The organism is uncultured Campylobacter sp., from assembly GCF_937997535.1.
In the GTDB taxonomy this organism is placed as follows: domain Bacteria; phylum Campylobacterota; class Campylobacteria; order Campylobacterales; family Campylobacteraceae; genus Campylobacter_B.
Genome location: NZ_CALKTT010000093.1, coordinates 87526 through 111819 on the forward strand (window position 1 = coordinate 87526; position 24294 = coordinate 111819).

The window sequence follows — 24294 nt, forward strand, 5'->3', positions numbered from 1 at the left end:
TACTTAGCAAGTGAGCTACGGCGTGCTTTATACCAAAGAATTTGCGGTTTTTGGCATTTGCCGAATGGGCGAGAGATGGGATGGGATACGACTCGCAAGGGTGCTGCGGCTAGCGAACATGAGACTTAAATAGGTAAATTTCATATCCAAAATGTTCGGCGCCTCAAGCCTTGCGTTTAAATTTAATCTACAACTACAAGCCGAATTTTAATCTGTCCAATTTAAATATCCGCGCAGACGGCGTGCATCGCGGCTCCATCGTTTGCCACGGCGTAGAGGCGCCCGCCGCTAGCGAGCATGATCTGATCCGAGCCGAATTGAAACTTGCCGAATTCCACCTCTTTTAAGATCGAGCCGTCGCCCGCGCTAATCAAAACGGGCTTGCCGCGGCGATCTGCGAGTAAAATTTTATCCTCGCACCACGCGAAACGCTCGGTGCCGCCGGTGTCAAGCTTAAAGATCACCTCGCCGCTTGCCGCGTCCACGGCGTATAGGTGCCCACCCTTGCCCGCGGTGCCGAAATACAGCGTCTCTCGACCCTGCCGCTTACCTTGCGCATCAAAATGCAGTGCTCCGCCGCGCAGGCAAACGGGCGTATATAGATACGCGCCGAGCTTCAGCCGCCAAAGCGTTTTGCCTTTTGCTGCCGCTTTTTTGCGGGTTTGTTTGCCGTCTTTTAAAATTTTATCTTTTGCCTCGCTGGTTTCATCGCACCTATCGCTTTTGCTCGCTTTGCAAACAGCCGCCGCATCGTCATTTTCGGAGGAATTTTTTAAATTCTCGCCCGCCGAGCCGCTAGAATTTAGCGTGCCGCCCAAATCAGCCGCCGCGCCGCATAAATTTGATCCGTCCTGTGAAGCTATGCACTCCATCATAAAGGGTGAACTCATCCGCACGGCAAAGCCGTCAAACTCGTAGGTTCGCGCATCGTTGTAGATCTGCTTCACGGGCGTTGGAGCATCGCCAAGCTCGCTCATTTCACCGTCTTGTATTTTGATGAGCTTTGCGGGCGAATCGACGAAGCCCTCGTAATATCTCGTATTTAGCACGAAATGACCGTCCTGCGGGTAACACAGCGCGGAGGCGGCAGAGAAAATTTCGCGCTGCTCGTAGGCGAGCACCGATCTTTTATGTTCGCTAAAATCGCGCGAAAACGTATCTAGCAGAACGTAGCCGGGCGTTAGCTTTGCGGCGATATTTCGTTCGCTAGGAGCCGCGAAAGCAAAATGGACGAAGGCTATCCGCTCGCCCATCTCGTAAATGCCCGTCACGCCGTGCCCGCGAAACTCCACGCCCTGCATCGCAAGAGGATATGATTTTAGCATTTGCAGCTCCTTAAAATTTGAAGCGATTATAGCTTAAATTTAGGCGCGAATTTTGAAATTTTGTATGCGCGTTAAAATTTTACGGCGTGCACGTTAAATCATACGATGCGCACGTTAAAATTTTACGGCGCGCGGCATGGAATTTTAAATTTTGTGGAGCCACTAAATTTTGTGGAGGGACAGAATTTCGTGAAGCCGAGGAATTTGGAATTTGAAATTTCGCCCCTTCACGTAGCCTACACGCAAGCTCGCTATCATACCGCTACACAATTTACAAAGGAGCCGTATGAGGGAGATCGTAAAAAATTTGTCGCAGGCGACGCGGATATTATATTCGCTAGACTTTCCGTTATCATCGTGCTTGCCGTGATGGGCAACTACAAGTGGTTTGAGTTTGAAGTGGAGGCTTTAAAGCCGCTCTTTTCGCAGACGTGGCTTTCGTTTTTGCCCTCAGCGCTCGGGGACGCCGGCGCGAGCTACTTTTTGGGCGTGGTGGAGACCGTGGGCTATCTCTCGCTCATCGCGGGCTTTTTCAAGCCGAAGGCGGGCATCGTGGGCGATCTCATCGTGATCGTCATGGCGCTGAGCACGCTCAGCCTACTGCCGCAGCTAGGTAAGATCGACGGCTTTATCTTTAAAGACCTTTTCTTGCTAGGCCTTGGCTTGGTGCTGCTAAAATACGACCTGGCGCGCCTTTGCCGCGGAGAAAAAAGCTGCGATTGAGCCGTCAAAATATATTGGCGTCGGTTCCGACGCAACACTAAATGATCGCGCACGGCGAGTTTGAGGCGTTTTGATTTAAAGCCTGCTTTGCTAGCGGTTGCGTGTTTGAGTTTGCTTGCTTGGGTAGCGCCGTTTAAAATACGACCGCGCTAAAATTTTATGACGTGCGGTTGAAATTTATCGAGCTGCAGTAATTAAATTTTGCCAACGCTCAAACCCAAATTTATAAAATTTAAATCGACCTATCAGATTGTGCTACAAATTGAGTCGCGTTAAATTTGACAGCGAAAGCTTAATTCTAATCTCAAAGTATTAGATTTATATCCGGCTGAATTCGCATTTGATTAAGCGAAATGAAAAGCGCAAAGTTATATCATTTCTTAGAAATTCTGCAATTTTTTCGAAAGGGCGAGATATGAAGCACTTTTCACTCTCAAAGGCCGTTTTTATGGCGGCGAGTTTGGTCCTGCTCGGGCTAACGGCTGCGAATGCGCAGGAGAAATTTTCCCCGGTTATCGTCATTCACGGCGGCACCAGCGGGCTTGATCTAACCAAGGAGGAATTTAAAATCCGCGAAGAGCCGATGAAAAAAGCGCTTTTAGCAGGTCAGGCCGTGCTTGAACGGGGCGGCAGCGCGATGGATGCGGTAACTGCGGCAATAATGGTGCTTGAGGACGATCCGAATTTTAACGCGGGCAAGGGCGCGGTATTTACCGCCGACGGATTTAACGAGCTTGATGCCTCGATCATGGACGGCTCAACCAAAAAAGCGGGCGCGGTCGCGATGGCGAGGCATATCAAAAACCCGATCCTAGGCGCCAGACTCGTGATGGATAAGACGTGGCATACGCTAGTTGCGGGCGAGGGAGCCGACAAGCTCGCCAAAGAAAACGGCCTAGAGATGGTCGATCAGAAGTATTTTTTCACGCAGTTTAGATACGATGCGCTACAAAAAGCCAAAGAGAAGCAAAAGCTGCTACTTGATAGCGAAAAGGCGAAAAAGACGTCGCTAAATTTACACGAGCGTCCGTATCTTGGCACCGTAGGCGCGATCGCGCTGGATAAAAACGGCAACCTAGCCGCAGCGACCAGTACCGGCGGTATGACCAATAAAATGACCGGCCGCATCGGCGATAGCCCTATAATCGGCTCGGGAACCTACGCCGACAACGACTCGGTGGCGGTTTCTTGCACCGGCACAGGCGACATCTATATGCGCGTAAACGCCGCACACGAGGTCTCGGCTCTTTATAAATACAAAACGCAAGACGTGCAAAAAGCAGCCGAAGAAGCGGTAGCTCAGGTCAAAGCTCTCGGTGGTAGCGGCGGCATCATCTCGATAGACAAGCACGGACACACGGGCTTTGCATGGACTAAAGACAAGCTCGGTATGTATCACGGCGAAGCAAGACTCGGAGCCAAACCGATCGTCTACTGGCCGCTAGGGGAGAAATAAACGTAAATTTAGCCCCTTTGCGGGGCTAAATTTAAATCAAATAGCGAGGATAATACGCTTTTTATCACACGTCTATCAAATTTGGCGCCTTCGTCGATCAAGCGCCTCGGCGCGGCTAAATTCGGTCAAATTTTACTTTTAGCACCTCGGCAAAGCGCGAATTTTCTATCATTAAATTTTAAACCGCACACACTGCTATCTTTTATGGATGCAAATTTAAACATCGCTGCCTCACGTATTTTGTGAAAAAATTTTTAAAATCAAATGTTGTTTCGCCTCTTTTAGGCGCCGTTGTATAAAAAAGATGGAGAATTTCATAAATTTCTAAGGGGGGGGTAAAATTAACCAAATTTTACCCGGAAAGGATATGAAATGAAAAAATCACTGTTTGCGTTGGCGTTTATCGCCTCTTTTGTATTTGCGGCGTCCGAGCTTGAGAAATTCGAAAAGGAGTGCGATGGCGGCAATATGGACTCTTGCGCTAGCGCCGCCGTACGATACGAAGATAGAACGAAGAAAATCGAACTGCTTCAAAAATCCTGCGACGGCGGTTATGGAACGGGCTGCGTAATGTTAGGCAACGAAATATTAGAAGAAAATCCCCAAAAAGCCATCGAACTTTATCAAAAAACTTGCAACGACGGCAATGAAGTAGGCTGCATAATGTTAAGCAATATGGGGATGCAGGATGATCCCCAAAAGGAAGTCGAGCGTCTTGAAAAAAAAATGTAACGATGGAGATGTGGGTAGCTGCGGATTTTTAGGGGCTTTATATAATGACGGAGAGAAAATACAAAAGGACATATCAAAAGCGATCCTCTATTACGACAAAGCTTGCAACGGAGGGCATGAACTATCGTGCGGTCTTTTATCGGATATGTATCAAGCAGGAAAAGGCGTTAAAATGGACATAACAAAAGCGGCGGTCTATTATAAAAAAGGCTGCGATCTAAACTCCTTATTATCTTGCTCTAACTTTGCAAATTTTAATTACTATATCGCAAACGACAAAAAGAAGGCCACCGAGTATTATAAAAAAGCTTGTGATCTCGGTAAAAACAAAAAAATGCCTCTCTTATAAAACTATCGCCGGAGTTTAAAGAAATTTGGCAAAAATCCTGCGATATGTATGAAATCGGCAAATAATAAAACGGCGAATTGATAAAATTTGCGCCTACTACGGCTTGGACATAGACGGGACTTAGACGCAGCGGATACGCTCGCTTAATCCCGCCTCTGCTTAGACAACTTGCGAAACGAACGGCATACGAATTTGATGCCTTGAGGTTTAAATTTAAGTCGCTGGGCGGCTCGCCACAAATTTTATCCTCGCTCAATTTCGTGCCCGAAAGCGCGCATCGGCGGCGAGCCTGCGTAGATACGAAGCCGTGCCGCCTCATTCGCGCTCAAAACTGCGCGAGCTAAGTGGCAAAAATCGGCTCTGTAAATTTAATTTTACCAAAATCCATATTTCTTGATACCAAGGCGCTAAAATTTTAGGTAGAATATCGCCACATAAAATTAAGGCGGTAAAATGAGAAAATTTATAGTCGTTCGCGGACACGCGGGCTCTGGTAAAACGACTTTCGCAAAAGAGAAAATTAAAGAATTTAAAAACGAATATCCGCAGGCGCAAATTTATCATCTGGAAAACGATATGTTCTTAACCGATGAGGCGGGGGTTTATACTTGGTCGCCAAAGCTTTTGGAGGATGCGAAGCGCAAGGTCGCCCGCGAGATAAAGCAGGCGTATAAATTTGCCCTGGAAAACAAAGCTAAAGACGTTATTATCGTGCTTAGCAACGTGAGTGCGCGCACCAAAGAGCTGCTAAGCCTAAAAGAGCAAGCCGCCCAGAATGGATTTATTTTCGAGTGCTTTAGAATGCAAAATTTCTTCGCCTCCGAGCACGGCGTCGATGAAGATACCGTGATAGCGATGTTTATCAAGGTCGCAAATAACAAAATAGAGGGCGAAATTTTGATCCCGCCCGTTAATCCTATGAGCCAAAGCGTAGCGCAAAAGATTAAAGACGCGGCGGCTCTAAACAGGCGCGATCTGCCCTTTGATGCGGCGCAAAACACCTACGTAACGAAAAAATATATCGCCGCCACGCAGGATAAAAGGCTCTGGAGTGCGCGTCAAAGCGAGCTTTATCCCGAGCTTCGCACCTACAAATACTCAAAACGCGTCTTTTTCAAAGCCGATTGGGATAAGGCATTGCTTGAGATGCGCGGGCTCATAATGGATGAGAATCTAAATATCATCGTGCGTCCGTTTAAAAAGGTCTATAACTACTCGGAATTTACCTCGCGCAAAAGCCTTTATCCTATCGATATCAAAGACGATACGCCCGTGCTTGCCGTGCGAAAGGTAAACGGCTTTTTGGGGTGTTGCACCTACGTAGATATCCACGAAAGCGGCGCTAGCTTTAACCGCCGCGTCATCTACTCCACGACAGGATCGACCGATAGTAGATTTGCACAGATGGCGCGCGAGCACTGCTGCAAATTTGAAGAGATTTTCAAACGCTATCCAAATAAAACTTTTTTATTTGAGATCACCGACGAGAGCGACCCGCACATCGTAGAAGAGGAGCTTGGAGAGACTTTTATCGGACTTATCGACGTTAAAACCGGCGCGCAAGAGAGCGAATTTGAGCTGGATAAGATCGCAGCAAGCACCGCTGGTGCGCTAAAAAGACCTTTTTATAAAGAGGACGAGCAGTATCTAAAAACGAGCTTTGCGGAGCTTAAAAATATAGTCAAAGAGGCGAAATTCGAGGGCTTTATGGTGTATATCCCGAGCCAAAACGATTTTTGTTTTAAGATGAAAACGCCTTATTATCTCGTGAATAAATTTTTCGCTCGCAGTAAAAACGAGGCGCTTTCCGGCAAACTGGATAAAACCAAGCTCGATGAGGAATTTCACCCATTGGTTGATCACATCAAAGCAAATGAGCGAGAATTCAGATCCCTTGACGAGCAGGGCAAGCTAGGCTTTATAAAAGAATTTTTAGAAAAAGTTTAACGATTATCGTGCGAATATTTGGCACCGCGTAAATTTACGTAAAGCGTAAATTCGATGCGGCGATTAAAGCTTAAAGGAAAAATGATGATATTTTTTACCTCCGATTTGCATTTTTATCACGCCAATATCATGAAATACTGCCCTAAATTTAGGGCTTTTAACGACGTAAACGAGATGAACGAAAAGCTCATAGCGCTCTGGAATGCCGTAGTGGGGCCTGAGGATACGGTTTATGATCTGGGCGATTTTGCATTTTGTAATAAATTAAAGGATCTAAAAAGCGTCGCACGTAGACTAAACGGCTCGCATGTGCTGATTTTAGGCAACCACGATACGCTCATTAGCCAAAACAAAGAAGCGCTGCTACGCGAGCTAAAAGACGACGGAAATCCTATTTTTAGCGATATCCTGCACTACAAGGAGCTAAATTTTGACGGCGGTGCGGGCGCGATAAAGGACGGCAAAGCGGGTATGAGCATCTGTATGTTTCACTATCCTGTAGAGGAGCACAACCGCGCCCAGAAAGGTTCTTTTATGCTTCACGGACACTTGCACGACCGCGCTTCCAGCCTAGAGGGGCGCATACTAAACGTAGGCTTTGACTCGCACGGCAAAATTTTAAGCTTAGATGAGATCGTGCAAATTTTAGGGCAAAGGCAAATCGCGGCAAGATATTTGTGATCCTGGCTAAACACGGACAGCCGCAGCATTGATTTAAGCGCAGCCTGCCGCAATATCTTGCAAAAGCACCCGCATAATACGGGGATAGGCAAAGCGCTCGACAGCATCTTTATCGACAAGCACGGACACACGGGCTTTACGTGGACGAAAGATAAGCTCGGAATGTATCACGGCGAAGCAAGGCTCGGAGCCAAACCGATCGTCTACTGCCGCTAGGCGAGAAATGATAAAATTTAAGCAGGCGGCGAATAGCGCAAAGGTCGTAGGAGCGCCCAGCGAGAGATGATCAAATTTAGCCTCTTTTGTCTCGTTTGCTCTTTGACCCCGCGTAAATTTTAAAATTTGCCGCACGTTTTAATAAAGCTTCGCTTCGGCAGGGCAGAGCTTATCTAAATTTTAAAATTTATCCGCGTGTAGTCCGCGCCAACTCGCCGAGCGGCAAGAATGGGAGGCGGGATAGCTTCCGTCGAGTATCAAAACCCAAAATGCGCGCCTTTTGTGCGGGCTATGAATACGGTATGTATGAGATAGCAGAGCACGGGCGAACCCAACCGGTGCGCGGGCGAAATTCGCGGAATTTAGTCAATTGTCGCGTGCGATTTTATCTAAGCTGCTGCAAATTTTATCCCTAGCCGCCGTAATTCTGCTCGCGTCCAAATAAAATTTCACGAAATTCCGTAGAATTTTACGCTGTGTATTCTGCAAACCGACGGGCAAAATTTTATGGACGCGACCGAATTGCATGCGTGAATTTTGCCATTAATTATAATCTGGCGCAAATTTCGTGGATGGAATCGCTAGCTAAATTTAAACCCACGCGGTTAAGCCTAGCAAGCCCGCTTGCTAAAATTTTATTCGCGCAGAATTTCATTTGGGTAAAGTTAAAATTCCAGCCGAAACTCCGTCTCGCCCGGCTCGCTTCTGCACGAAATTTTAAGCCCAAGCTCGTCGCAGTATTTTTTCACGATAAAAAGCCCGATGCCAAAACCGCCGTTGCGCTCGTCAAATCGGGTGTAAAGCTCGAAAATATGCGGCAAATTTTGCCGCGCGATGCCCGCGCCGCTGTTTTTTATACGAAGCGAGCGCTCGCTCAAGCTCGCCTCGACGCAGCCGAGCTCATCACAATATTTTATCGCGTTGCCAAGCAGATTATCGATGATCTTTCGTAGCTTAAACTCATCCGCGCAAAAGGCTACCGGGCGCAGATCTACGCTTAAGCTTATGCACTTTTGCTCCGCAGAGACGCAGAAATACTCTATGCGGCTTTGCAGCAGCTCGCCTAAATTTACCTCTCGCCCGCTGCCGCTTTTGTTTAAGCTTAGCGCGGTTAGATCCTCAAATAGCGCGTTTATCGTATTTGCGCCCGCCTTGATATTGCCCAGATATTTTTTCGCATCGGTATCGAAAAGCTTGATACTCATCAAAATCACGCTAAGCGGGGTTTTTATCTCGTGCGTCGTGTCGCGGATGAAGCCGTTTAAAAACTCGATCTTTTCGTAAAGCGGGCGCAGCGAAAGGCGGATGATAAAATACGCGATCAGCAAAATAAGCGCCAAAACAAGTGCGCTCGCAGCTAAAATTTTAAGCTTTAGTGCGGCTAGCTTGCCCTCAAGCGCATCCGTTTTGATCGCTACGTAGTACTCCGTGCCGTCCTTGCCGGTGAGATTAAACTGCTCGATCCTGCTATTTCCCTCCATATACACGCGCGGTGCGTCATCCTTCGGCTCAAAATCCCGCGCGATCTCATCGCTGCTATTCAGATCCGCCGCGTATGCCTGCATGGCGTCGAAATCGCCCTCGTTTAGGCGCCCGCCGCGCGCGAGCTTGGCCTCTAAGCCGTGCTTGAAATCTCTGATCGCAAAGGCATCGCGATCCGCGATAAAAAACTTCTCCCGCTCGTAAAATACGCTGCTTACCAGCGCCAAAAACAGGACGCTAGTAAGCGTGTAGAGCAAAAAAATAGGTAGAATTTGACGCATTTTGGACACGGTGCGCTCCTAGATATATTTGTAGCCAAGCTTGGAGGCGTTTATGATGCGATCTTTGCCTAAAATTTTTCGCAGCTCCGCGATATAAACGCGCAGGCTAAGCTCGCTCGGACTCTCGTCGTAGTCCCATAGCGCGGCGAAAATTTCATCTTTGCTAAGGAATTTATCGCGGTTTTTAGAAGCAGAGCAAGAAGCCGCGCCTGCTTCTGCGGCATCGGCACGGCTCTTCCGTCGCGATAAAGCGTGTGCTGAGCCATATCGAAGCTAAAACCTCCGCCGATATTTTCGCGCAGGGCGGCGTTGTGGACGAAGGTGCGCTTTAGTAGATTATCCGCGCGCAGAGCCAGCTCTTTTAGCTCGAAGGGCTTTTTGAGGTAGTCGTCGCAGCCGCCTCTAAAGCCGCTTTCGACGTCTTGCAGAGTGTTTAGCGACGTCGTGAAAATGCACGGTGCGCCGCGCCCGGCCTCGCGCAGCTCGCGAAGTAGCGCAAAGCCGTTGCCGCCGATGATTTTGACGTCGAAGATCCACAGATCGAAGCTCTTTTCGTATGCTAATGAAAGCGCCTCGTCGTAGCTTTTACTGCCGCTTACCTCGTGCCCCGCGCCGCGCATATAGGTGCACATCATATCTAGCAGCATCCCCTCGTCCTCGACGATCAAAACCCTTGCCATAGCCCGCCTCCTTGCGTAGAATTTTTGAAATTATACCTGTGAAATTCCACGTAAAATTTAATTGCAAAATTTCGCAGCAAAATTTTATCGTGGCGAAAACGGCGCGTCTTGGCTCTAAGGCACGCTTCGTAAATTTAGATTGCTCGCCTGGTAATTAATTTACGCAGTGAGCAAAGCGGCGCAAGAGGCTAAAATTTTACGATATAAAATTTTCGCGCCGCATAAATTTCAAGCTAAAATTCTAAAATTCTCGCACCGTATTTCGATAAAATAAAATTCTGCGCAAGTGCTGCGCGGAACTACGTAGCTTGCGCGCGGGCAGCTATTGCTGCGTCATAGGACACGGAGCGGCGCCCGCGTTTTGATTGCACGGCATCTCGCCTCTTGGCGGCATTGCCAGACCCGCGCCGCCGCCCATTCCTTTATGCGGCATATGGCCGCATTCGCCGGGAGCCACCTGCTATCTATGCGGACCAAACCCGTGAGCGGGCCTTTTAAATTTGCCGAAATTGCCGCGGTCTTTAAGCTCGATATCCAGCCTATCCGCCTGCTCAACGCTTAGCTTGCCCGCCTGGGCGTTATAGTTTTTTCTAAACTCGTCTAGGAATTTCTCGCGATCCTCGACGCTCATAGCGTCCAGCTTCTTTTTAAACTCCGTCTTAAATCCGCGCTTGAGATCCCTTGCCTGCGCTCTTAGCTCGCCCGCGCGCTTATCGATCTCAAACGCCGCTTCGCTTAAGCTCTTGGCGTCCGCGCCGGCGACTGCGGCATTGATCTGCTCGGGGCTGCTTGAGCTAAAATCTGCGGCGAACAGCACGCCCGCGACTAAAACGCTTGCTAAAACAATCTTTTTCATTCTCTCTCCTTTGTGAAAGTTAGCGTGATTGTAGGAAAAAGTCGTGAAGAAAAAGTTAAATGAAGCTCGCGCTGCCAAAATAGCTCGGCGCCGTAAATTTAGAACTTTGATTAAATTTGGAAAATTTTGCGATGCTGCTGCGGCAAAAACAGAGCGTAATGCGCGCAAACGGAGTTAAAATTTTAAAATTTAAGCGGGAGAGGGGTGCTGCGCGTAAATTTAACATAAATTTTGCGCTGCATAGATTATATTAAAGCCCGCCATGCGTAAATTTAACGACAAAGCGGGCGTATCTCGGCGCTGCGAACGGCGAAATTTCATCGCGTAAATTTAACCGCAGAGCGGACATACTTAGAGATTGCGGATGATTAAATTTCATCCGCAACGAGGCTTATTTTATAACGCCGCAGACCATTCTAGCGCCGCCGCCGCCGAGCGGTTTCGGATGATCGCTGTGGTTATCGCCGCCTACGTGAACCATCAGCGAGTGGCCCTTTAGCTCATCTAAGCTCTTGATCTTCGGAGCCAGCACCGGATAGACCGCATTGCCCTCAGCATCGACGAAAAGTGCAGGCAGATCGCCCTTGTGGCCGCTATCGTCCCAAGCAAACGAGTGCTTTTTGGTATCGCTCGGATCCCAGTGACCGCCAGCTTTCATGCCTAAGCCCTTCTCGGTAGCGCCGCAGTCAGCGTTTTGATGCACGTGAAAGCCGTGCACGCCGCTAGCAAGACCCTTTAAATTTGGAAAGAACGCCACGCCGTAGTTCGTCTCGACCGCTACGACCTCGCCGACGGTTACGTTGCCCTTCTCGCCCAGCTGCTCCATAGTGATGACGAGGTGCTTGCCAGACTTAGGGTCGAAATTTTGCATATCGCCGTGTTCGTGAGCGATCAAGGCGCTTGCGACTAAAATTGATGAAATTAGAAATTTCTTCATGAAAAATCCTTTAAAGTAAAATGCGAGTGCAATTTTATCCAAAAATACTTAAAAAATAATTTTTCTTATTTAGATAAATTTTGCTTTTTATCTAAAAGGCTTATCGCGAAGAATAAGATCAAGCTGAAAATTACGAGCAAAACGCTTAAAATCAGCGCCCGCTCGTTCTCTCCGTCATACACGGCGCCCATGATCGCAAGGCCTAACGTGTCGGTTTTGCCCACGATGTTTCCGCCCAACATCAGCGTGATACCCACTTCGCCAAGCCCGCGCGAGAGCGCTAAAATAAGCGCGGAGCCGAGTGTTTTAAGCGAGCTTGGAAGGATTACGAAGAGGAAAATTTGAGCTCTGTTTTTGCCCAAAATTTGCGCGGCTTCGATTAGGCTCTTCGGAAAGAGCTCAAAGCTCGCACACACGGGCTTTACAAACAGCGGCAGCCCCACCAAAAATGCGGCGATTACCAATGAAGAAAAGTTAAAAACGATGTCTAAATTTAACGCAGAACCGATAAATCCGCTCTTTCCGAAGATGTAAAGAAGCAGAAATCCCGTCGCGATCGGCGGGAAGATGAGCGGAAAAATTACCAAAATTTCGACGATCTTTTTAAATTTGGCTTTGCTGAAAGCCAAAAAATACGCAATTGCCAGCCCTATTGAAATCAGCAGCAAAAAGCTGCAAAATAGGGCTTTGACGCTTAGAAGCAAAGGATGCGCGATCCAAGCTATGTCGCTCATTTAAGGCCGAATTTTGAAAAAATCTCTTTTGAGCGATCCGATTGAAATTCCTTCATCACCTTTTCGCAAAGCGCCTGCTCGCTGCACGCGCTTAGTCTTGCAATGCCGATATATGCGGGGCTGTAGAGGCTCTCGTCGATGTAGATTATCGAGCCGAACTCATCTTTTTTGGCGACCGCTTCGGTGCTGTTGATAAAGCCTGCTTGCACCTCGCCGTTGATGACGTATGCGACCACCTGCGGCACGCCCGCGACGGCTAAAATTTTATCTTTTACCCCATCCATCTTGGCGTTTTGTAAAAACTCGTTCGTTCTGATACCGTAAATCGCCTTTTTAGGATCTGGCATCGCGATTTTATCGAACTTTGCGATCCCCGATACGCCCTGTATTTTGATATTTTTCGGCGTTACTAAAACTAGTGTGCCGCGGCCGATACGCTCAAATTTAGTGATATTTAGATCGCTTTTTTTCAAAAACGCCTCGTCGCCCACGATGAATGAAATTTTATTCTCGCGCGATTGAATGACGAGCTGGCCGAGGTTGGCAAACGATCCCGCCACGTCCATGCCCTCTTTTTTCAAATTTTCGATCACGGCCGAGACGGGCTTTTTGTATCCGCCGCCGGCCGCGATTATCAGCTGATCCGCGCAAAACGAAACGCTTGCCGTAAGCGCTAAAATAAAAGCAATTTTTTTCATGAAAATCCTTTTTTTTGAAATTTTAAGAATTTTACAAAATATACTCTTATTTATTAATAAATCGCGTTTTTATGCCCTGTTTTAGACTTTTATGTCTTAAAATTTAAAATTTAATATTTAGATAAGCTCTATCTTTCCGCCCAGATCGCACGCGCCCTGATTCCAAACCGCCGAGCTTACGAGCACGTCCGCGCCGGTAGCCGCAAACTCTGCGCAGTTATTTTTATTTATACCGCCAGCGGCGCAAATTTTAATCTGCGGCGCCGTCTCATCTCGTCTCAAAACGCAGGCTCTAAGCTCGCCAGCGCTCATCTTATCGCACATTATCGCATCCGGTGCATAACCTAAAAGCTCGCTAAATTCGCGCTCACTCGCCACTTCGATCATTATCTTTCGCTCGGGCGCGCGCTCTTTAAATTTAGCGATCTGCGCGCAAAACTCGCTAAAACTCGCAAACGCGCGGATATGGTTTGAAAAAAACAAGATGCTGTCGTGCAGCCCCAGGCGGTGCATGCTCCCGCCGCCCGCAATCAGCGCATTTACGCAAAGCTCCTTCGCAAAAGGAAGGCTCTTGCGCGTCGCACCCAGCACGCAGCGCGGATTCGCCTCTCGCATCAGCGCAACCATCTCGTGTGCGTAAGTAGAAATTTTGCAGGAGTACTCAAACACGATCTGAACGATCTTCCAAGCCTTATGGAGGCTCTCGAAGCTCCCTCGCGCGCTAAAAATTTCATCCCCTGCGCTAAATGCGCTTCCCTCGCGCGCTAGATGCTGCGTCTCGCAACCAAAGCGCGCCGCTACTTCGCGCGCTATTCCTCCGCCGCTAAAGATCAGATCCTGCCTCGTTACGATCGAAAGCCGCGCGGGCGCGTTTAAATCCACGAAGTCCTGTAAAAGCTCGGTCGTAAGGTCCAAAAACGCGCCGTCGCTAGCGATTAGATCGTCGATTTTACTCTGTGAAATAAACATATCTAGCCTACGAAGTGAATTTTAGCGGGCTCAAAACGTGAATGCGCCTTTGTGACGCGAGACGGAAAGCCCAAAGGCATAATGCAAAACGCCTCTAAATGCCCAGGCAGATCCAAAATTTCTCTTACGCGCTCCATCGCGTAAATATCGGGCGCTACGCCCAGCCACGTGGTGCCAAGCCCCAAATGGTGCGCCGCCAGCCAAAGATTTTCTGCCGCACAAGCGCAGTCGTAGCGAGCGTAGGGCTGGAATTTTAAGCCGCTTTTGCGCGTGCAGACCACGATCGCAAGCGGCGCATCTTTCGTGCAGCCGCCGTAGGTGCCGACGCTGCTAAGTAGCGTAAGCGTGGTGCGGTCGCGTACTACGTAAAATTCCCATGAGCGCTGGTTGCCCGCACTAGGGGCTTGCATCGCGGCTTTTAGCACAAGCTCGATCTGATCGTCGCTCGGCATTTTTCCGGTAAAATTCCGCACGCTCGTGCGTGTAAAAATTTCATTCATCGCTGCTCCTTTAAATTAAATTTCTAAATTCCGCTTTTTGCGAGCGGTAAAAAATGGAATTTAGAAGTAAGCTTGCCGCTGCGTTTGCTTGAGCCCTGCTTACACTTTACGCTTAGTCGCTACGCGGCGACCGATGCGCGCTAATTTGGTTTTGCTTGCCTGAGCGCGCCTTTTCTTGCATCAAAAAGCGCAAAGTCGCGATAAAATTTCAAATCGCGCTGCTATGAAAATTCGCCGCAAAGAACATTTGCGTAAACTTGGCTTGCTTAAATTTCGCTCACGAGCAAGCTTGCGATCCGCCTATTTAGATTTTTAATCCTAGGCTTGCTATATGCGCTTGTTAAAACTGCGCGCCGTATACATTGACCTACGTGCGTAGCTTGCGTGGTCCTTAAATTTCATCTCGCGCCGAGCCTGTGCTGGTCTTTGCGGATAAAATTTTATCCTTCGCAGCAATGAAATTTCACCTTTGCGCCGAGTAAATTTTATCTTCGTCGCTAGGTAAAATTCCGCTTTCGCCGCTTTTGAATTTTAACCGCATGCGCGTCCGCAAAGCACTTGCCGCGCCGTACCGCATACAAAGCGCGCTCAGATCAAAAGCTCAAAATATCTAAAATTTAACCTCAAAGCCCGATTAGCCGGAGCCGCACGCCGAAACGCTATGAAATTTAAGCGTTAAACCTGCTCGCCTATCAGCCTGCGCACGACGTAGCTTGCGATGAAAAGCCCGAAGCTCGCGGTCACGCCCATGAAGCTACCCATCGATTTGACGCGCGGCGGCTCGCTCGAGCAGACGACGTCAAAATCGCCCGCAAAGCCGCGCTTTCGCAGCTCATATCTGATCTTGCGCGCGAGCGGATCGCCTTGCGTCTGCCAGATTGATCGGATTTTGATTTTAGCGGGATCGAGCCTCTTTGCGCTGCCCATCGAGCTTATGAAGCCCGCGCCCGCCTCGCTGCAGCGTAGCGCAAGAGCGATCTTGGCGCTCACGTCGTCTATCGCGTCGATTACGAAATCAAATTTGCCGAGGTCGAATTCCGACAAAAATTCCTCATCGATCCTGGCGGCGATCGGCGTCACGCCTTTAAATTTGCGCGCGAAAACCTCGCATTTTAGCTCGCCTACGTGTTCGCTTCCAAGCTGGCGGTTTTGATTGGTTATCTCGAAGCGATCGCAATCGATCACGCTTAGATTCACCGCGCCGCTGCGGTACAGCGCCTCTATCGCCGCTCCGCCCACGCCGCCGCAGCCGCAGATTAAAATTTTAGCGCTTTGCAGCCTTGCAAAATCCTCGCCGAAAAGCAGGCGCGAGCGCGAAAAGCGGTCTACTACGACCTCACTCATCGTTTTTCATCCACCTTTCTAGCGCGCTCATCTGCTCGTGCGCGGTTAAATTTAGCTTGATCGGACTTAATGTCGCTCGCCCCTCAAACAGCACCGAAATATCGCTGTTTTCGTTCCTGCTCGCATCAAAACTGAGCGTAGATTTGCCGAGCCAATAATACTCTATTCCGCGCGGATTGCGGTTTAGCTGCGCGTCGGTATCGTAGAGCTTCTCGCCGCAGGGCGCAACCGAAAGCCCCTTAAAATCCTGCTTTGAGACGGCAGGGACGTTTAAATTTAAAAACTGCTTCGGCGGCAGAGGAAAGCCTTTTTTAAAGATTTTCTCGACCAATTCCACCGCGAGCTCGCACGCTAGATCAAATCCGTATCGCTGCAGCGAGTCCGCGACGTAAAACTGGCTCACCGCAAGCGCAGGAATGCCTTGTAAAACCCCCTCCATCGCGCCTCCGCACGTGCCCGAATAGGTCACGTCCTCCGCGACGTTGGCGCCGTGATTTATGCCGCTTATCACCAGATCGGGCTTGTGGTTATACAGCGCGCGGAGTGCCAAATACACGCAGTCTGCGGGCGTAGCGTCATCTAGTTTGAAAAATCCGTCGTCAAGCTTGATAAATCTAAGCGGACGCGTAAGAGTGAGTGAGTGCGAGCAGGCCGATTTCTCCGAGCTCGGCGCTACGATAGTGACGTTTGCGACCCCTCTTAGCGCGCTTGCGAGCTCTAAAAGCCCGCGCGCTTCGAATCCGTCGTCGTTGGTGATTAAAATTTCTTTCATATTCTCTCTTTAGCTAAAATTTCATGACAGACCTATCAGAGCGGAATTCTGTCTGTAAAATTTTAGCGCTTAATTCTTTACTATGCAAAAATTGCTATTTAGCTTGCGTGGCATAAAATTCCGTCGCGCCAAATTTTTCAATAAAATTCCATGCGAACTTAAATCGCAAAATTCATAGAAAAATTCCGCTTTTTTGCTACGAAATTTTATCTTTTTTCGCTACAAATTTTTATAGCTTTTTATAGCCTGCTACGTAATTTCATCGCCTAAATTTCGCTTTCGAAATTCCTTAAATTTGGTGGTCGCACTCCGCAACTCGCCGCAAAATTTGTCTTTTAAATTATCGTAAAATTTTACACCACGAAATTTTGCTTTCGCGCCGATGCAAATCCGCGGCATAAAATTACGCTAGACTTATCTATAACCCTGCTTTGCGGCATATCTCCTCGCTTACCTGCGAATCAAGTAGGTGCGAGCTTGGATAATCGTAGAAAAATCGGTGCACTTCACGCACTCCGCTTCGCAATAAAGCTCGCGTACTAGGTGCGTTGCAGTCATTTTCGGTAATATCCTTGGCTAGCAATTTGAGATATTTTTGCCGATCGGAGTTTTTCAGGCTCGCCCAGCCGGGGCTTAGCGAGTAGGCATAGATCAGATCGCTTCCTTGTGCGCTAATTTCTTCGAGGAAGGCAAACTGCGCGACCTTAACGTGGGGCTTGGTGCCGCCTACGTCCGCTGCGATCTCGCTAGCTGCGGCTTTAGCGACGAGTGCGGGCGAGCCTAACTTACTAAGCGCCTCAAAACGCGCTGTTACTGCGGGATCCTCGGTGACTTGACGCTTTTGGTATTTAGCCGCGCCGCAACCGCCTAGCAACATCACGAACGCGCCGCATAGCGCTAAAATTTTAAAATTTCTCATCTTAAATCCTTTGTCGGCTTAATTTTAGCACATTTTGCTATAATTAACAAAAATTTAAAAGGCTAAATTTGAAATATTTAATCTCTTGTCTAGAACCCTCTGCGAACCTGCATTTTAAAGAGGTTCTAGTGCATCTTAAAAGGCTCGATCCCGCTTGCGAGATTTGCGGAATTTTCGATGAAAAGCTGGGTTCGCCGATATACAAAAGCAGCGAATTTTCGGCGATGGGCTTTATAGAAATTTTGCCGCTGATTTTAAAAGCCAAGCGCGCGATAGCACAGATGATGCGGCTTGCGGCGGAGTGCGATCGCGTGCTTTTGATTGATTCGCCCGCGTTTAATCTGCCGCTTGCTCGCGCGATCAAAGAAAGCGGCGCGCGCGCGGAAATTTCATATTATATCCTGCCGCAGGTTTGGGCGTGGAAGCCGCGCAGAGCGGAGAAGCTGAAGGCGTTTTGCGACAATCTGCTCTCCATCTGGCCTTTTGAGGCGAAATTTTTCGGCACGGATTGCAAGGGAGATAAAGGCGCCGTGCCGCAAGAAGCGGAGAGCAAAGACTCTGCACTACAAGAAACAAAAGATAAAGACGCTGCGCCGAAAGAGGATGCCGCGCACCCAAGCAAGCAAAGCGCCAAAACCACAAAGTACTCTTTCGTGGGGCATCCGCTATTAGACGAGATAACGCTGCGAAAGCAAAGCTACGAAAAGCAAGGCAAGATCGCCTTTATGCCGGGCTCGCGTAGGGCTGAAATTTCAAGGCTGATGCCGATTTTTAGAGCCCTTGCGCCTAAATTTGAAAATAGCAAGCGAGCTCTGATAATCCCGCCGCATCTGATGGATCAAAGAGATGAAATTTACGGGCCTCTGGACGGCTTTAGCATCGCAAACAATACTCCCGCCACGCTTAAGGATTGCGATTTTGCCTTTATCTGCTCGGGTACGGCGACGCTTGAGGCGGCGCTCATCGGCACTCCGTTCGTGCTGTGCTACAAGGCTCGCGCGTTTGACGTTTGGCTCGCGCGAAAGCTCGTAAAGCTAAAGCACGTGGGGCTTGCGAATATTATTTTTGATTTTTTGGGCGAGGAGCCTCTGCACGAGGAGCTTTTGCAATCCGAGGTAAGCGCGCAAAACCTACTCGCCGCATACGAGCGCTGCGACGCCGCTAAATTTAAACTTGCGAGCGAGAAGCTGCGAGATTATCTGAAATTCGGCTCCAGCGAAAACGTGGCAAAAATTTTAACGCAGCCTGCGAGCTAAAATTTTAAGGCTAAAGCTTATATAATTTGATAAAAAGAAAGGAAGATTATGACGACCGAACCAATGACGCTTTACGGATATGAAAAGATCACCTCCGAGCTCAAGGAGCTTCAGAGCGTGAAGCTGCCTCACATCGTGCAGCAGATCGACATCGCGCGCGGACACGGCGATCTGAAAGAAAACGCCGAGTACCACGCAGCGCGCGAAGAGCAGGCGTTTTTGCTCTCGCGTATCGCCGAGCTTAGCGATATCGTTTCTCGCTCAAAAATCATCGATCCCTCGACCTACGAGCACGACCGCGTAAAATTCGGCTCCACCGTTACCTTTATGGACGTGGAGACCGAGCGGGAGGAGGTTTACACGATCGTAGGCCTTAGCGAGGCAGATATCTCGCGTAAGCTCATCAATATTAATACGCCGCTTGCACGCCAGCTTTTAGGCAAAGCAGAGGGCGATGAGGTTGTGCTTCAGCTACCATCAGGCACGCGCGACGTGGAAATTCTAAGCGTCGAATACAAGCCGATTAAATTTGAGAATTAGCGTGAAAAAAGTAGGCATCATCGGCGTTAGCGGCTATACCGGGCTTGAACTGATTAAAATTCTACTTTCCCATACGAGCTTTGAAATTTCATATTTGGGCGCCTCTACGCAGGGCGAGATAAGCGAAATTTTTCCGCAGCTTCGCGGCGTGTTTGAGATGCGCGTAGAAGCCGCGGATGCTCGCGTTGCGGCACAAAGATGTGATCTTATTTTTTTAGCGTTGCCGCATGAAAAAGCGATGGAATTTGCCCGCGAAATTTTAAAATTTAAAAACGTCAAGGTAGTCGATCTATCGGCTGATTACCGCCTAAGCCGCGAGCTTTACGAGAAGAATTACACCACGCATTTAGACCCGCAAAATTTATCTCACGCCGTTTACGGACTGCCCGAGCTAAATCGCGAGAAGATCCGCGCGGCGCGGCTTACGGCAAATCCGGGCTGCTATCCCACCTGCTCCATTTTGGCGCTCGCGCCGTTCGTGCAGCTACTCGATCCCGGTATCGGCGTATTTATCGACGCAAAAAGCGGAGTAAGCGGCGCAGGCAAGGCTCTTAAAACGAGCAGCCATTTCGTAAGCGCGAACGAAAACGCAAATGCCTACTCGCCGATCTCGCATCGCCACGCAGACGAGATCAAAGAGCAGCTGCAAATTTTAAAAGGCGGCGAATTTAGCACGCTTTTCGTGCCGAATTTGCTGCCGATTACGCGCGGAATGCTGGTTAGCGCGTTTGGCGTACTGCAAAAGAGCGTGGATGCAGAGGCGGTGCTGCGGGAGTTTTACGCAAATGAGCCTTTCGTGCGCGTCCGAAGCGAGCCCGTGAGTATAAAAAACGTCGCAGGGACGCACTTTTGCGATATTTTTGTAAAAACTACGGGCGATAAAATTTGGATCAACTCGGCGATCGATAATCTTTTGCGCGGGGCCTCGTCGCAGGCGGTCGCAAACGCAAATTTAATGTGCGGATTCGCCGAAGCTACGGCGTTGCCGCGTATCGCACACGGAATTTAAGCGATGAACTTTTTTGCAAAAGTCGTTACGCGCGGGAGCCTAGATGCAAAATGATCAAATTCAGGCGATAAAACCGGGCGCGATCTTTATCGGCGATGCGCACGCGGGCGCGAGCAGACCGCAATTTTTGAAATTTCTGCGCGCGCTGAAGGCTGAGCCTACGCCGCCACCCCAAATTTTTATGATGGGCGATATGTTTGATTTTTTGGCAAACACGACCTACGTGCAGCGCTTCTACGAAGAGGAGATCGCGCTAATAAACGAGCTGTCGCAAAAATGCGAAATTTTTTACTTTGAGGGCAACCACGATTTTAATCTGCGCGAAATTTTCCCCCGCGCAATAGTTTATCCAAACGCCGCGCAGCCCGTTAAATTTATCTACGAGAGCGACGAGGCGGTGCAGATCGCGCACGGCGATCTGTTTTTGCCGCGTCTGACGCAGTTTGCGCTGCTTTCGCTGCGAAATAGAGTTTTTCTGAAATTTATGGATCTGCTAGATCGCGCTTTAAAATTTAAAATTTCAAAGATAATCTTAAAATCGCAAAAAGGGAAAAATCTATACAGAAAAATGCCGGATTTCAAGGCCATAATCGCGCCGAAGATCGATTTTTACGCGGCAAATTTAATCGTCGAGGGGCACTATCATCAAGATGAGATTTTATATTTCGGCAAGAAAAAATATATAAATTTATGCTCGTTCGGGGCTGGGAGCAAAATTTACGAGGTCGCAAAAAGCGAAAAATTTATGCTAATTCCAAAAAACTTAAACTTAAATTAGCTATAATTCCTAAATTTTTGCGAGGATATTTATGATAAAGCTTTGTGTTTTCGACTTTGATTCTACGCTGATGGACGGCGAGACGATAGGTTTTTTCGCCGCTAAAATGGGCACGCAGCGACAAGTTAGCGAAATTACGAAGCGCGCGATGGCGGGAGAGCTTGATTTTTTCGAGAGCCTTAGCGAGCGCGTGGCGCTTATAAAGGGGATGAAGCTTAGCGATGCCAAAGCTATCGCGGAAAGCCTGCCTTTTGTTTGCGGCGCTAGCGAGATCATCGCGTATCTGAAAAATAAAGGCATAAAGGTGATCGTCTTTAGCGGCGGATTTCATCTTGCTACCGATGCCGCGCAGAAAAAACTAGGCTTTGACGCGAGCTTTGCGAACTATCTGCATGAAAAGGACGGAATTTTAACCGGGCTTTTCGGCGGCGAGATGATGTTTGGATACTCAAAAGGCGCGCTGCTTGCGCAGCTTAAATCTCTGATGGGGCTAGATACTAGCGAGATAATGTGCGTGGGAGACGGCGCGAACGACGTTTCGATGTTTCGCGAGGCAGGACTTAGAATCGCCTTTTGCGCGAATGAAATTTTAAAAGAACACGCAAGCGTTTGCATTGAAAAAAAGGATTTGAAGGAGATTATGAAATATGTATGATAAAGCCCTAAATTTCAGCCTTTGGTGCGACTTTTTGGAGCGCGATTTTATCGATAAAGATTTCGACGAGCTGATCAAAAAAGGGATAATTAACGGCGCGACTTCCAATCCCGCGATCTTTAAAAACGCGATCCTAAGCTCCCCAGCATACGATGCGGCCAAAGAGGAATTTAGAAAAAAAGAACCTAAAAAGCTGTATGAAATTTTAGCTACCGCGGACATCAGAAGCGCGGCGGAGAGCCTGCTTAAAAATTTTATCAACGGCGATGACGGCTTTGTGAGCATCGAGGTCGATCCATATTTCGCAGACGACGCCGAGGCGATGTATCGCGAAGGCAAACACCTATATGGCACGATCGGCATGCCAAACGTTATGATCAAAATCCCTGCGACCAAGGCAGGCTACGAAGCGATGCGCGATCTACTGAAAAAGGGGATCAGCGTAAACGCGACCTTGGTTTTTTCGCCTGAGCAGACCGTAAAATGTATCGAGGCTATAAAAGAGGGTATCGCGGGCTTTCGACGCTATTTTCCGAAAGCAAATTTACCAAAAACCGTAATTAGCATCTTCGTTAGCCGCTTCGATAGGTTACTGGATGAAAAAATGGCCGCGTCGGGCCTTCCTACCGGCAAAATCGGCACGATGAACGCTTCAAAATGCTACAATATCATCGCTAAAGAAAATTTAAACTACGTAAAACCGCTGTTTGCGAGTACGGGCGTAAAAGGAGACGATCTGCCGAAGGATTACTACGTAAGCGAGCTGATGTATCCGGGCTGCGTAAATACCGCGCCGCTTGAGACGATAGAGGCCTTTATAAGCGGCGATCAAAAACCTAAAATGCCGCCGAGCGATGAAGAGATAGAGCATTTTTTTGCCCGAGTAGCGGATGCGAAGATCGATATGAAAAAGGCGTATAAAAAGTTGTTGGATGACGGACTAACGGCTTTTGAAGAGGCATTTAAAGAGATAATAAAAACACTTAAAAAGGAGAAATGATGGCGGGTTCTATAGATTATTCGCAGTATCAAGTTGACGCTTCTACACTGGATTTTAAGCAGCGAGACAGGCTAAATAAATATCTGGAATTTCTAATCCAAAACGGCGGTAGCGACCTTCATATAAAATCGGGCGCGGTTATCAGGGGTCGTATCCATGGCGAGCTGGTAAAATTTAGCAAAACGCCATTTTTGAAAGAAGATGCGATGACGCTAGCTAAGGAGCTTCTCATCACGCGCTTTCCGGAGCTTATCGAGAAAAAGAGCGTGGATTTTACCTATAAGCTAAACGAAGATTATCGTTTCCGCGTTAATATTTTCTTTCAAATCGACGGTATCAGCGCGGTTTTCCGAACGATCCCGGTTAAAATTCCAGAGATCGACGATCTAGGTTTGCCGCCTTCGATCAAAGATATTTGCGACACGGCTATGCGCGGCGTCGTGCTACTTACGGGGCCTACGGGAAGCGGAAAGACGACAACGATCGCAAGCATGATCAATCGCATAAATAGGCAAAGAACCAGCCACGTCGTTACAATCGAAGACCCAGTCGAGTTCGTATTTAAAGACGATAAATGCATTATCAATCAACGCGCTATCGGCGAGGACTGCAACAACTTCGCCGATTCGCTTCGCGCCGCGCTGCGAGAGGATCCAGACGTAATATTCGTGGGCGAGATGCGCGATTTGGAGACGATCGAGACCGCACTTCACGCCGCAGAAACGGGCCACTTAGTATTTTCGACGGTGCACACTATTGACGCAAAAGAGACGGTAAACCGAATCATTGCGATGTTTGAGCAGGCCGAGCAGGAGCGTATCCGAATGACGCTAGCATCCGTCCTAGAGGCGGTCATCTCTCAGCGCCTTGCTCGTACTATCGAGGGCAAGCGCGTAGCCGTCGTTGAAATTCTACGCAAAAACACCCGTATTAAGGATATGATACTTGATGCGCGCGACGATGAAATTCCAGACGCGATCGCCGACGGTCGCAATACCTACGGCATGCAGACCTTCGATCAGCACCTGCTTGATCTTTACAGAGACGGCGTCATCACCCGCGAGGAGGCGCTGGATAAGGCCTCTAAACGAAACGACCTCGATCTACAGATCAAAAACGTCGATCTTGCCAAAAAAAGGGATTTAGCAGCAGAATCCGGAGAGAGCGCCGAAGAGATGCTCGCCGGCGAAGTCGTACAGTTAAAAGAGATCCGCTAAGTCATAAATTTTAAAATTCTAAATTTTTGCAATTTAAAATTTTAAAGAATTCTGCCTGCCGCTAGGCGGGTGGAATTTAATTCGTCCATCCTCTTGTGTAGAAGTATGTCGTGCCTGAAAGATTTAGCGTAAATTTAATCGGCTAAATTCCGTGCGATTTTACTTCTAAATTTCATCGCGGCGCTTAAATAGATTTAAAGCAACATTTAGCTATTATCACGCTTCATTTTTTCACAAA

The 24294-nt window shown here is 48.4% G+C and carries 25 protein-coding genes and 1 pseudogene; 14 read left to right on the top strand and 12 right to left on the bottom strand.

Features of this window, described 5'->3' with window-relative positions:
- Positions 1–221: 221 nt before the first annotated feature.
- Positions 222–1325, bottom strand: a complete 1104-nt coding sequence (locus Q0117_RS09070) for a PQQ-binding-like beta-propeller repeat protein (protein ID WP_297924739.1) — start codon at positions 1323–1325, stop codon at positions 222–224.
- 105 nt (positions 1326–1430) lie between these two features.
- Between Q0117_RS09070 and Q0117_RS09075 the strand changes: the two genes are divergently transcribed.
- From Q0117_RS09075 to Q0117_RS09105, 7 genes are all read left to right on the top strand, one after another.
- Complete coding sequence (locus Q0117_RS09075; RefSeq protein ID WP_297924741.1) at positions 1431–2048, top strand: DUF417 family protein; 618 nt, start codon at positions 1431–1433, stop codon at positions 2046–2048.
- Positions 2049–2463: 415 nt separating this feature from the next.
- Entirely contained in the window at positions 2464–3504 is a 1041-nt protein-coding gene (locus tag Q0117_RS09080) for an isoaspartyl peptidase/L-asparaginase family protein (RefSeq protein WP_297924743.1), read from the top strand.
- 372 nt (positions 3505–3876) lie between these two features.
- A complete protein-coding gene (locus Q0117_RS09085) occupies positions 3877–4236 on the top strand; it encodes a hypothetical protein (protein WP_297924745.1) in 360 nt (119 codons plus the stop codon).
- Positions 4220–4585: a tetratricopeptide repeat protein gene (locus Q0117_RS09090; protein ID WP_297924747.1), complete on the top strand. Its 366-nt coding sequence runs from the start codon at positions 4220–4222 to the stop codon at positions 4583–4585. The genes Q0117_RS09085 and Q0117_RS09090 overlap by 17 nt, the downstream gene beginning before the upstream one ends.
- Before the next feature lie 453 nt (positions 4586–5038).
- Positions 5039–6532: an RNA ligase gene (locus Q0117_RS09095; RefSeq protein WP_297924749.1), complete on the top strand. Its 1494-nt coding sequence runs from the start codon at positions 5039–5041 to the stop codon at positions 6530–6532.
- 84 nt (positions 6533–6616) lie between these two features.
- The gene (locus Q0117_RS09100) at positions 6617–7213 is read left to right on the top strand and encodes a phosphoesterase (protein ID WP_297924750.1); all 597 of its coding nucleotides are present in this window, start codon (positions 6617–6619) and stop codon (positions 7211–7213) included.
- Between the two features lie 57 nt (positions 7214–7270).
- On the top strand, positions 7271–7429 hold the full coding sequence (locus tag Q0117_RS09105) for a hypothetical protein (protein WP_297924752.1): 159 nt from the start codon (positions 7271–7273) through the stop codon (positions 7427–7429).
- Positions 7430–8094: 665 nt separating this feature from the next.
- Here the strand turns inward: Q0117_RS09105 and Q0117_RS09110 are convergent.
- The 11 genes and pseudogenes from Q0117_RS09110 to Q0117_RS09160 all read right to left on the bottom strand — a co-directional run bounded on the left by Q0117_RS09110 (position 8095) and on the right by Q0117_RS09160 (position 17601).
- Positions 8095–9192: a HAMP domain-containing sensor histidine kinase gene (locus Q0117_RS09110; RefSeq protein WP_297924815.1), complete on the bottom strand. Its 1098-nt coding sequence runs from the start codon at positions 9190–9192 to the stop codon at positions 8095–8097.
- 18 nt (positions 9193–9210) lie between these two features.
- Positions 9211–9872 (bottom strand): annotated as a pseudogene (locus tag Q0117_RS09115) (response regulator transcription factor).
- Between the two features lie 460 nt (positions 9873–10332).
- The gene (locus tag Q0117_RS09120) at positions 10333–10728 is read right to left on the bottom strand and encodes a DUF1104 domain-containing protein (protein WP_297924754.1); all 396 of its coding nucleotides are present in this window, start codon (positions 10726–10728) and stop codon (positions 10333–10335) included.
- 391 nt (positions 10729–11119) lie between these two features.
- On the bottom strand, positions 11120–11665 hold the full coding sequence (locus Q0117_RS09125; protein ID WP_297924756.1) for a superoxide dismutase family protein: 546 nt from the start codon (positions 11663–11665) through the stop codon (positions 11120–11122).
- Between the two features lie 65 nt (positions 11666–11730).
- On the bottom strand, positions 11731–12399 hold the full coding sequence (locus Q0117_RS09130) for an ABC transporter permease subunit (protein ID WP_297924759.1): 669 nt from the start codon (positions 12397–12399) through the stop codon (positions 11731–11733).
- On the bottom strand, positions 12396–13097 hold the full coding sequence (gene modA, locus Q0117_RS09135) for a molybdate ABC transporter substrate-binding protein (RefSeq protein ID WP_297924764.1): 702 nt from the start codon (positions 13095–13097) through the stop codon (positions 12396–12398). The genes Q0117_RS09130 and modA overlap by 4 nt, the downstream gene beginning before the upstream one ends.
- 117 nt (positions 13098–13214) lie before the next feature.
- Positions 13215–14066: a ModD protein gene (modD, locus tag Q0117_RS09140; RefSeq protein ID WP_297924769.1), complete on the bottom strand. Its 852-nt coding sequence runs from the start codon at positions 14064–14066 to the stop codon at positions 13215–13217.
- 2 nt (positions 14067–14068) lie between these two features.
- Complete coding sequence (locus Q0117_RS09145; RefSeq protein ID WP_297924775.1) at positions 14069–14566, bottom strand: nitroreductase family protein; 498 nt, start codon at positions 14564–14566, stop codon at positions 14069–14071.
- Positions 14567–15241: 675 nt separating this feature from the next.
- Entirely contained in the window at positions 15242–15910 is a 669-nt protein-coding gene (locus tag Q0117_RS09150; RefSeq protein WP_297924780.1) for a tRNA threonylcarbamoyladenosine dehydratase, read from the bottom strand.
- Positions 15903–16682, bottom strand: a complete 780-nt coding sequence (gene surE, locus Q0117_RS09155) for a 5'/3'-nucleotidase SurE (RefSeq protein ID WP_297924786.1) — start codon at positions 16680–16682, stop codon at positions 15903–15905. Before surE ends, Q0117_RS09150 begins: the two co-directional genes overlap by 8 nt.
- A 418-nt stretch (positions 16683–17100) precedes the next feature.
- On the bottom strand, positions 17101–17601 hold the full coding sequence (locus Q0117_RS09160) for a hypothetical protein (RefSeq protein ID WP_297924791.1): 501 nt from the start codon (positions 17599–17601) through the stop codon (positions 17101–17103).
- A gap of 68 nt (positions 17602–17669) precedes the next feature.
- Between Q0117_RS09160 and Q0117_RS09165 the strand changes: the two genes are divergently transcribed.
- From Q0117_RS09165 to Q0117_RS09195, 7 genes are read left to right on the top strand one after another with little or no spacing between them, the layout of a single operon-like run.
- Complete coding sequence (locus Q0117_RS09165; RefSeq protein WP_297924795.1) at positions 17670–18857, top strand: lipid-A-disaccharide synthase; 1188 nt, start codon at positions 17670–17672, stop codon at positions 18855–18857.
- 48 nt (positions 18858–18905) lie between these two features.
- On the top strand, positions 18906–19397 hold the full coding sequence (gene greA / locus Q0117_RS09170; RefSeq protein ID WP_177388511.1) for a transcription elongation factor GreA: 492 nt from the start codon (positions 18906–18908) through the stop codon (positions 19395–19397).
- A gap of 1 nt (position 19398) precedes the next feature.
- Positions 19399–20406 carry an N-acetyl-gamma-glutamyl-phosphate reductase gene (gene argC, locus Q0117_RS09175; protein WP_297924797.1) on the top strand — a complete coding sequence of 336 codons (1008 nt, stop codon included), beginning with the start codon at positions 19399–19401 and terminating at the stop codon, positions 20404–20406.
- Between the two features lie 43 nt (positions 20407–20449).
- Positions 20450–21184, top strand: coding sequence for a metallophosphoesterase (locus Q0117_RS09180; RefSeq protein WP_297924799.1), 735 nt, complete (start codon positions 20450–20452; stop codon positions 21182–21184).
- 31 nt (positions 21185–21215) lie between these two features.
- Positions 21216–21839, top strand: a complete 624-nt coding sequence (serB, locus tag Q0117_RS09185) for a phosphoserine phosphatase SerB (RefSeq protein WP_297924801.1) — start codon at positions 21216–21218, stop codon at positions 21837–21839.
- Positions 21832–22839 (top strand): transaldolase, encoded by a 1008-nt coding sequence (locus Q0117_RS09190; protein ID WP_297924803.1) that lies wholly within the window; start codon positions 21832–21834, stop codon positions 22837–22839. The genes serB and Q0117_RS09190 overlap by 8 nt, the downstream gene beginning before the upstream one ends.
- Positions 22839–24056: a PilT/PilU family type 4a pilus ATPase gene (locus Q0117_RS09195; protein WP_005869553.1), complete on the top strand. Its 1218-nt coding sequence runs from the start codon at positions 22839–22841 to the stop codon at positions 24054–24056. Before Q0117_RS09190 ends, Q0117_RS09195 begins: the two co-directional genes overlap by 1 nt.
- The last annotated feature ends 238 nt before the right edge of the window (positions 24057–24294 follow it).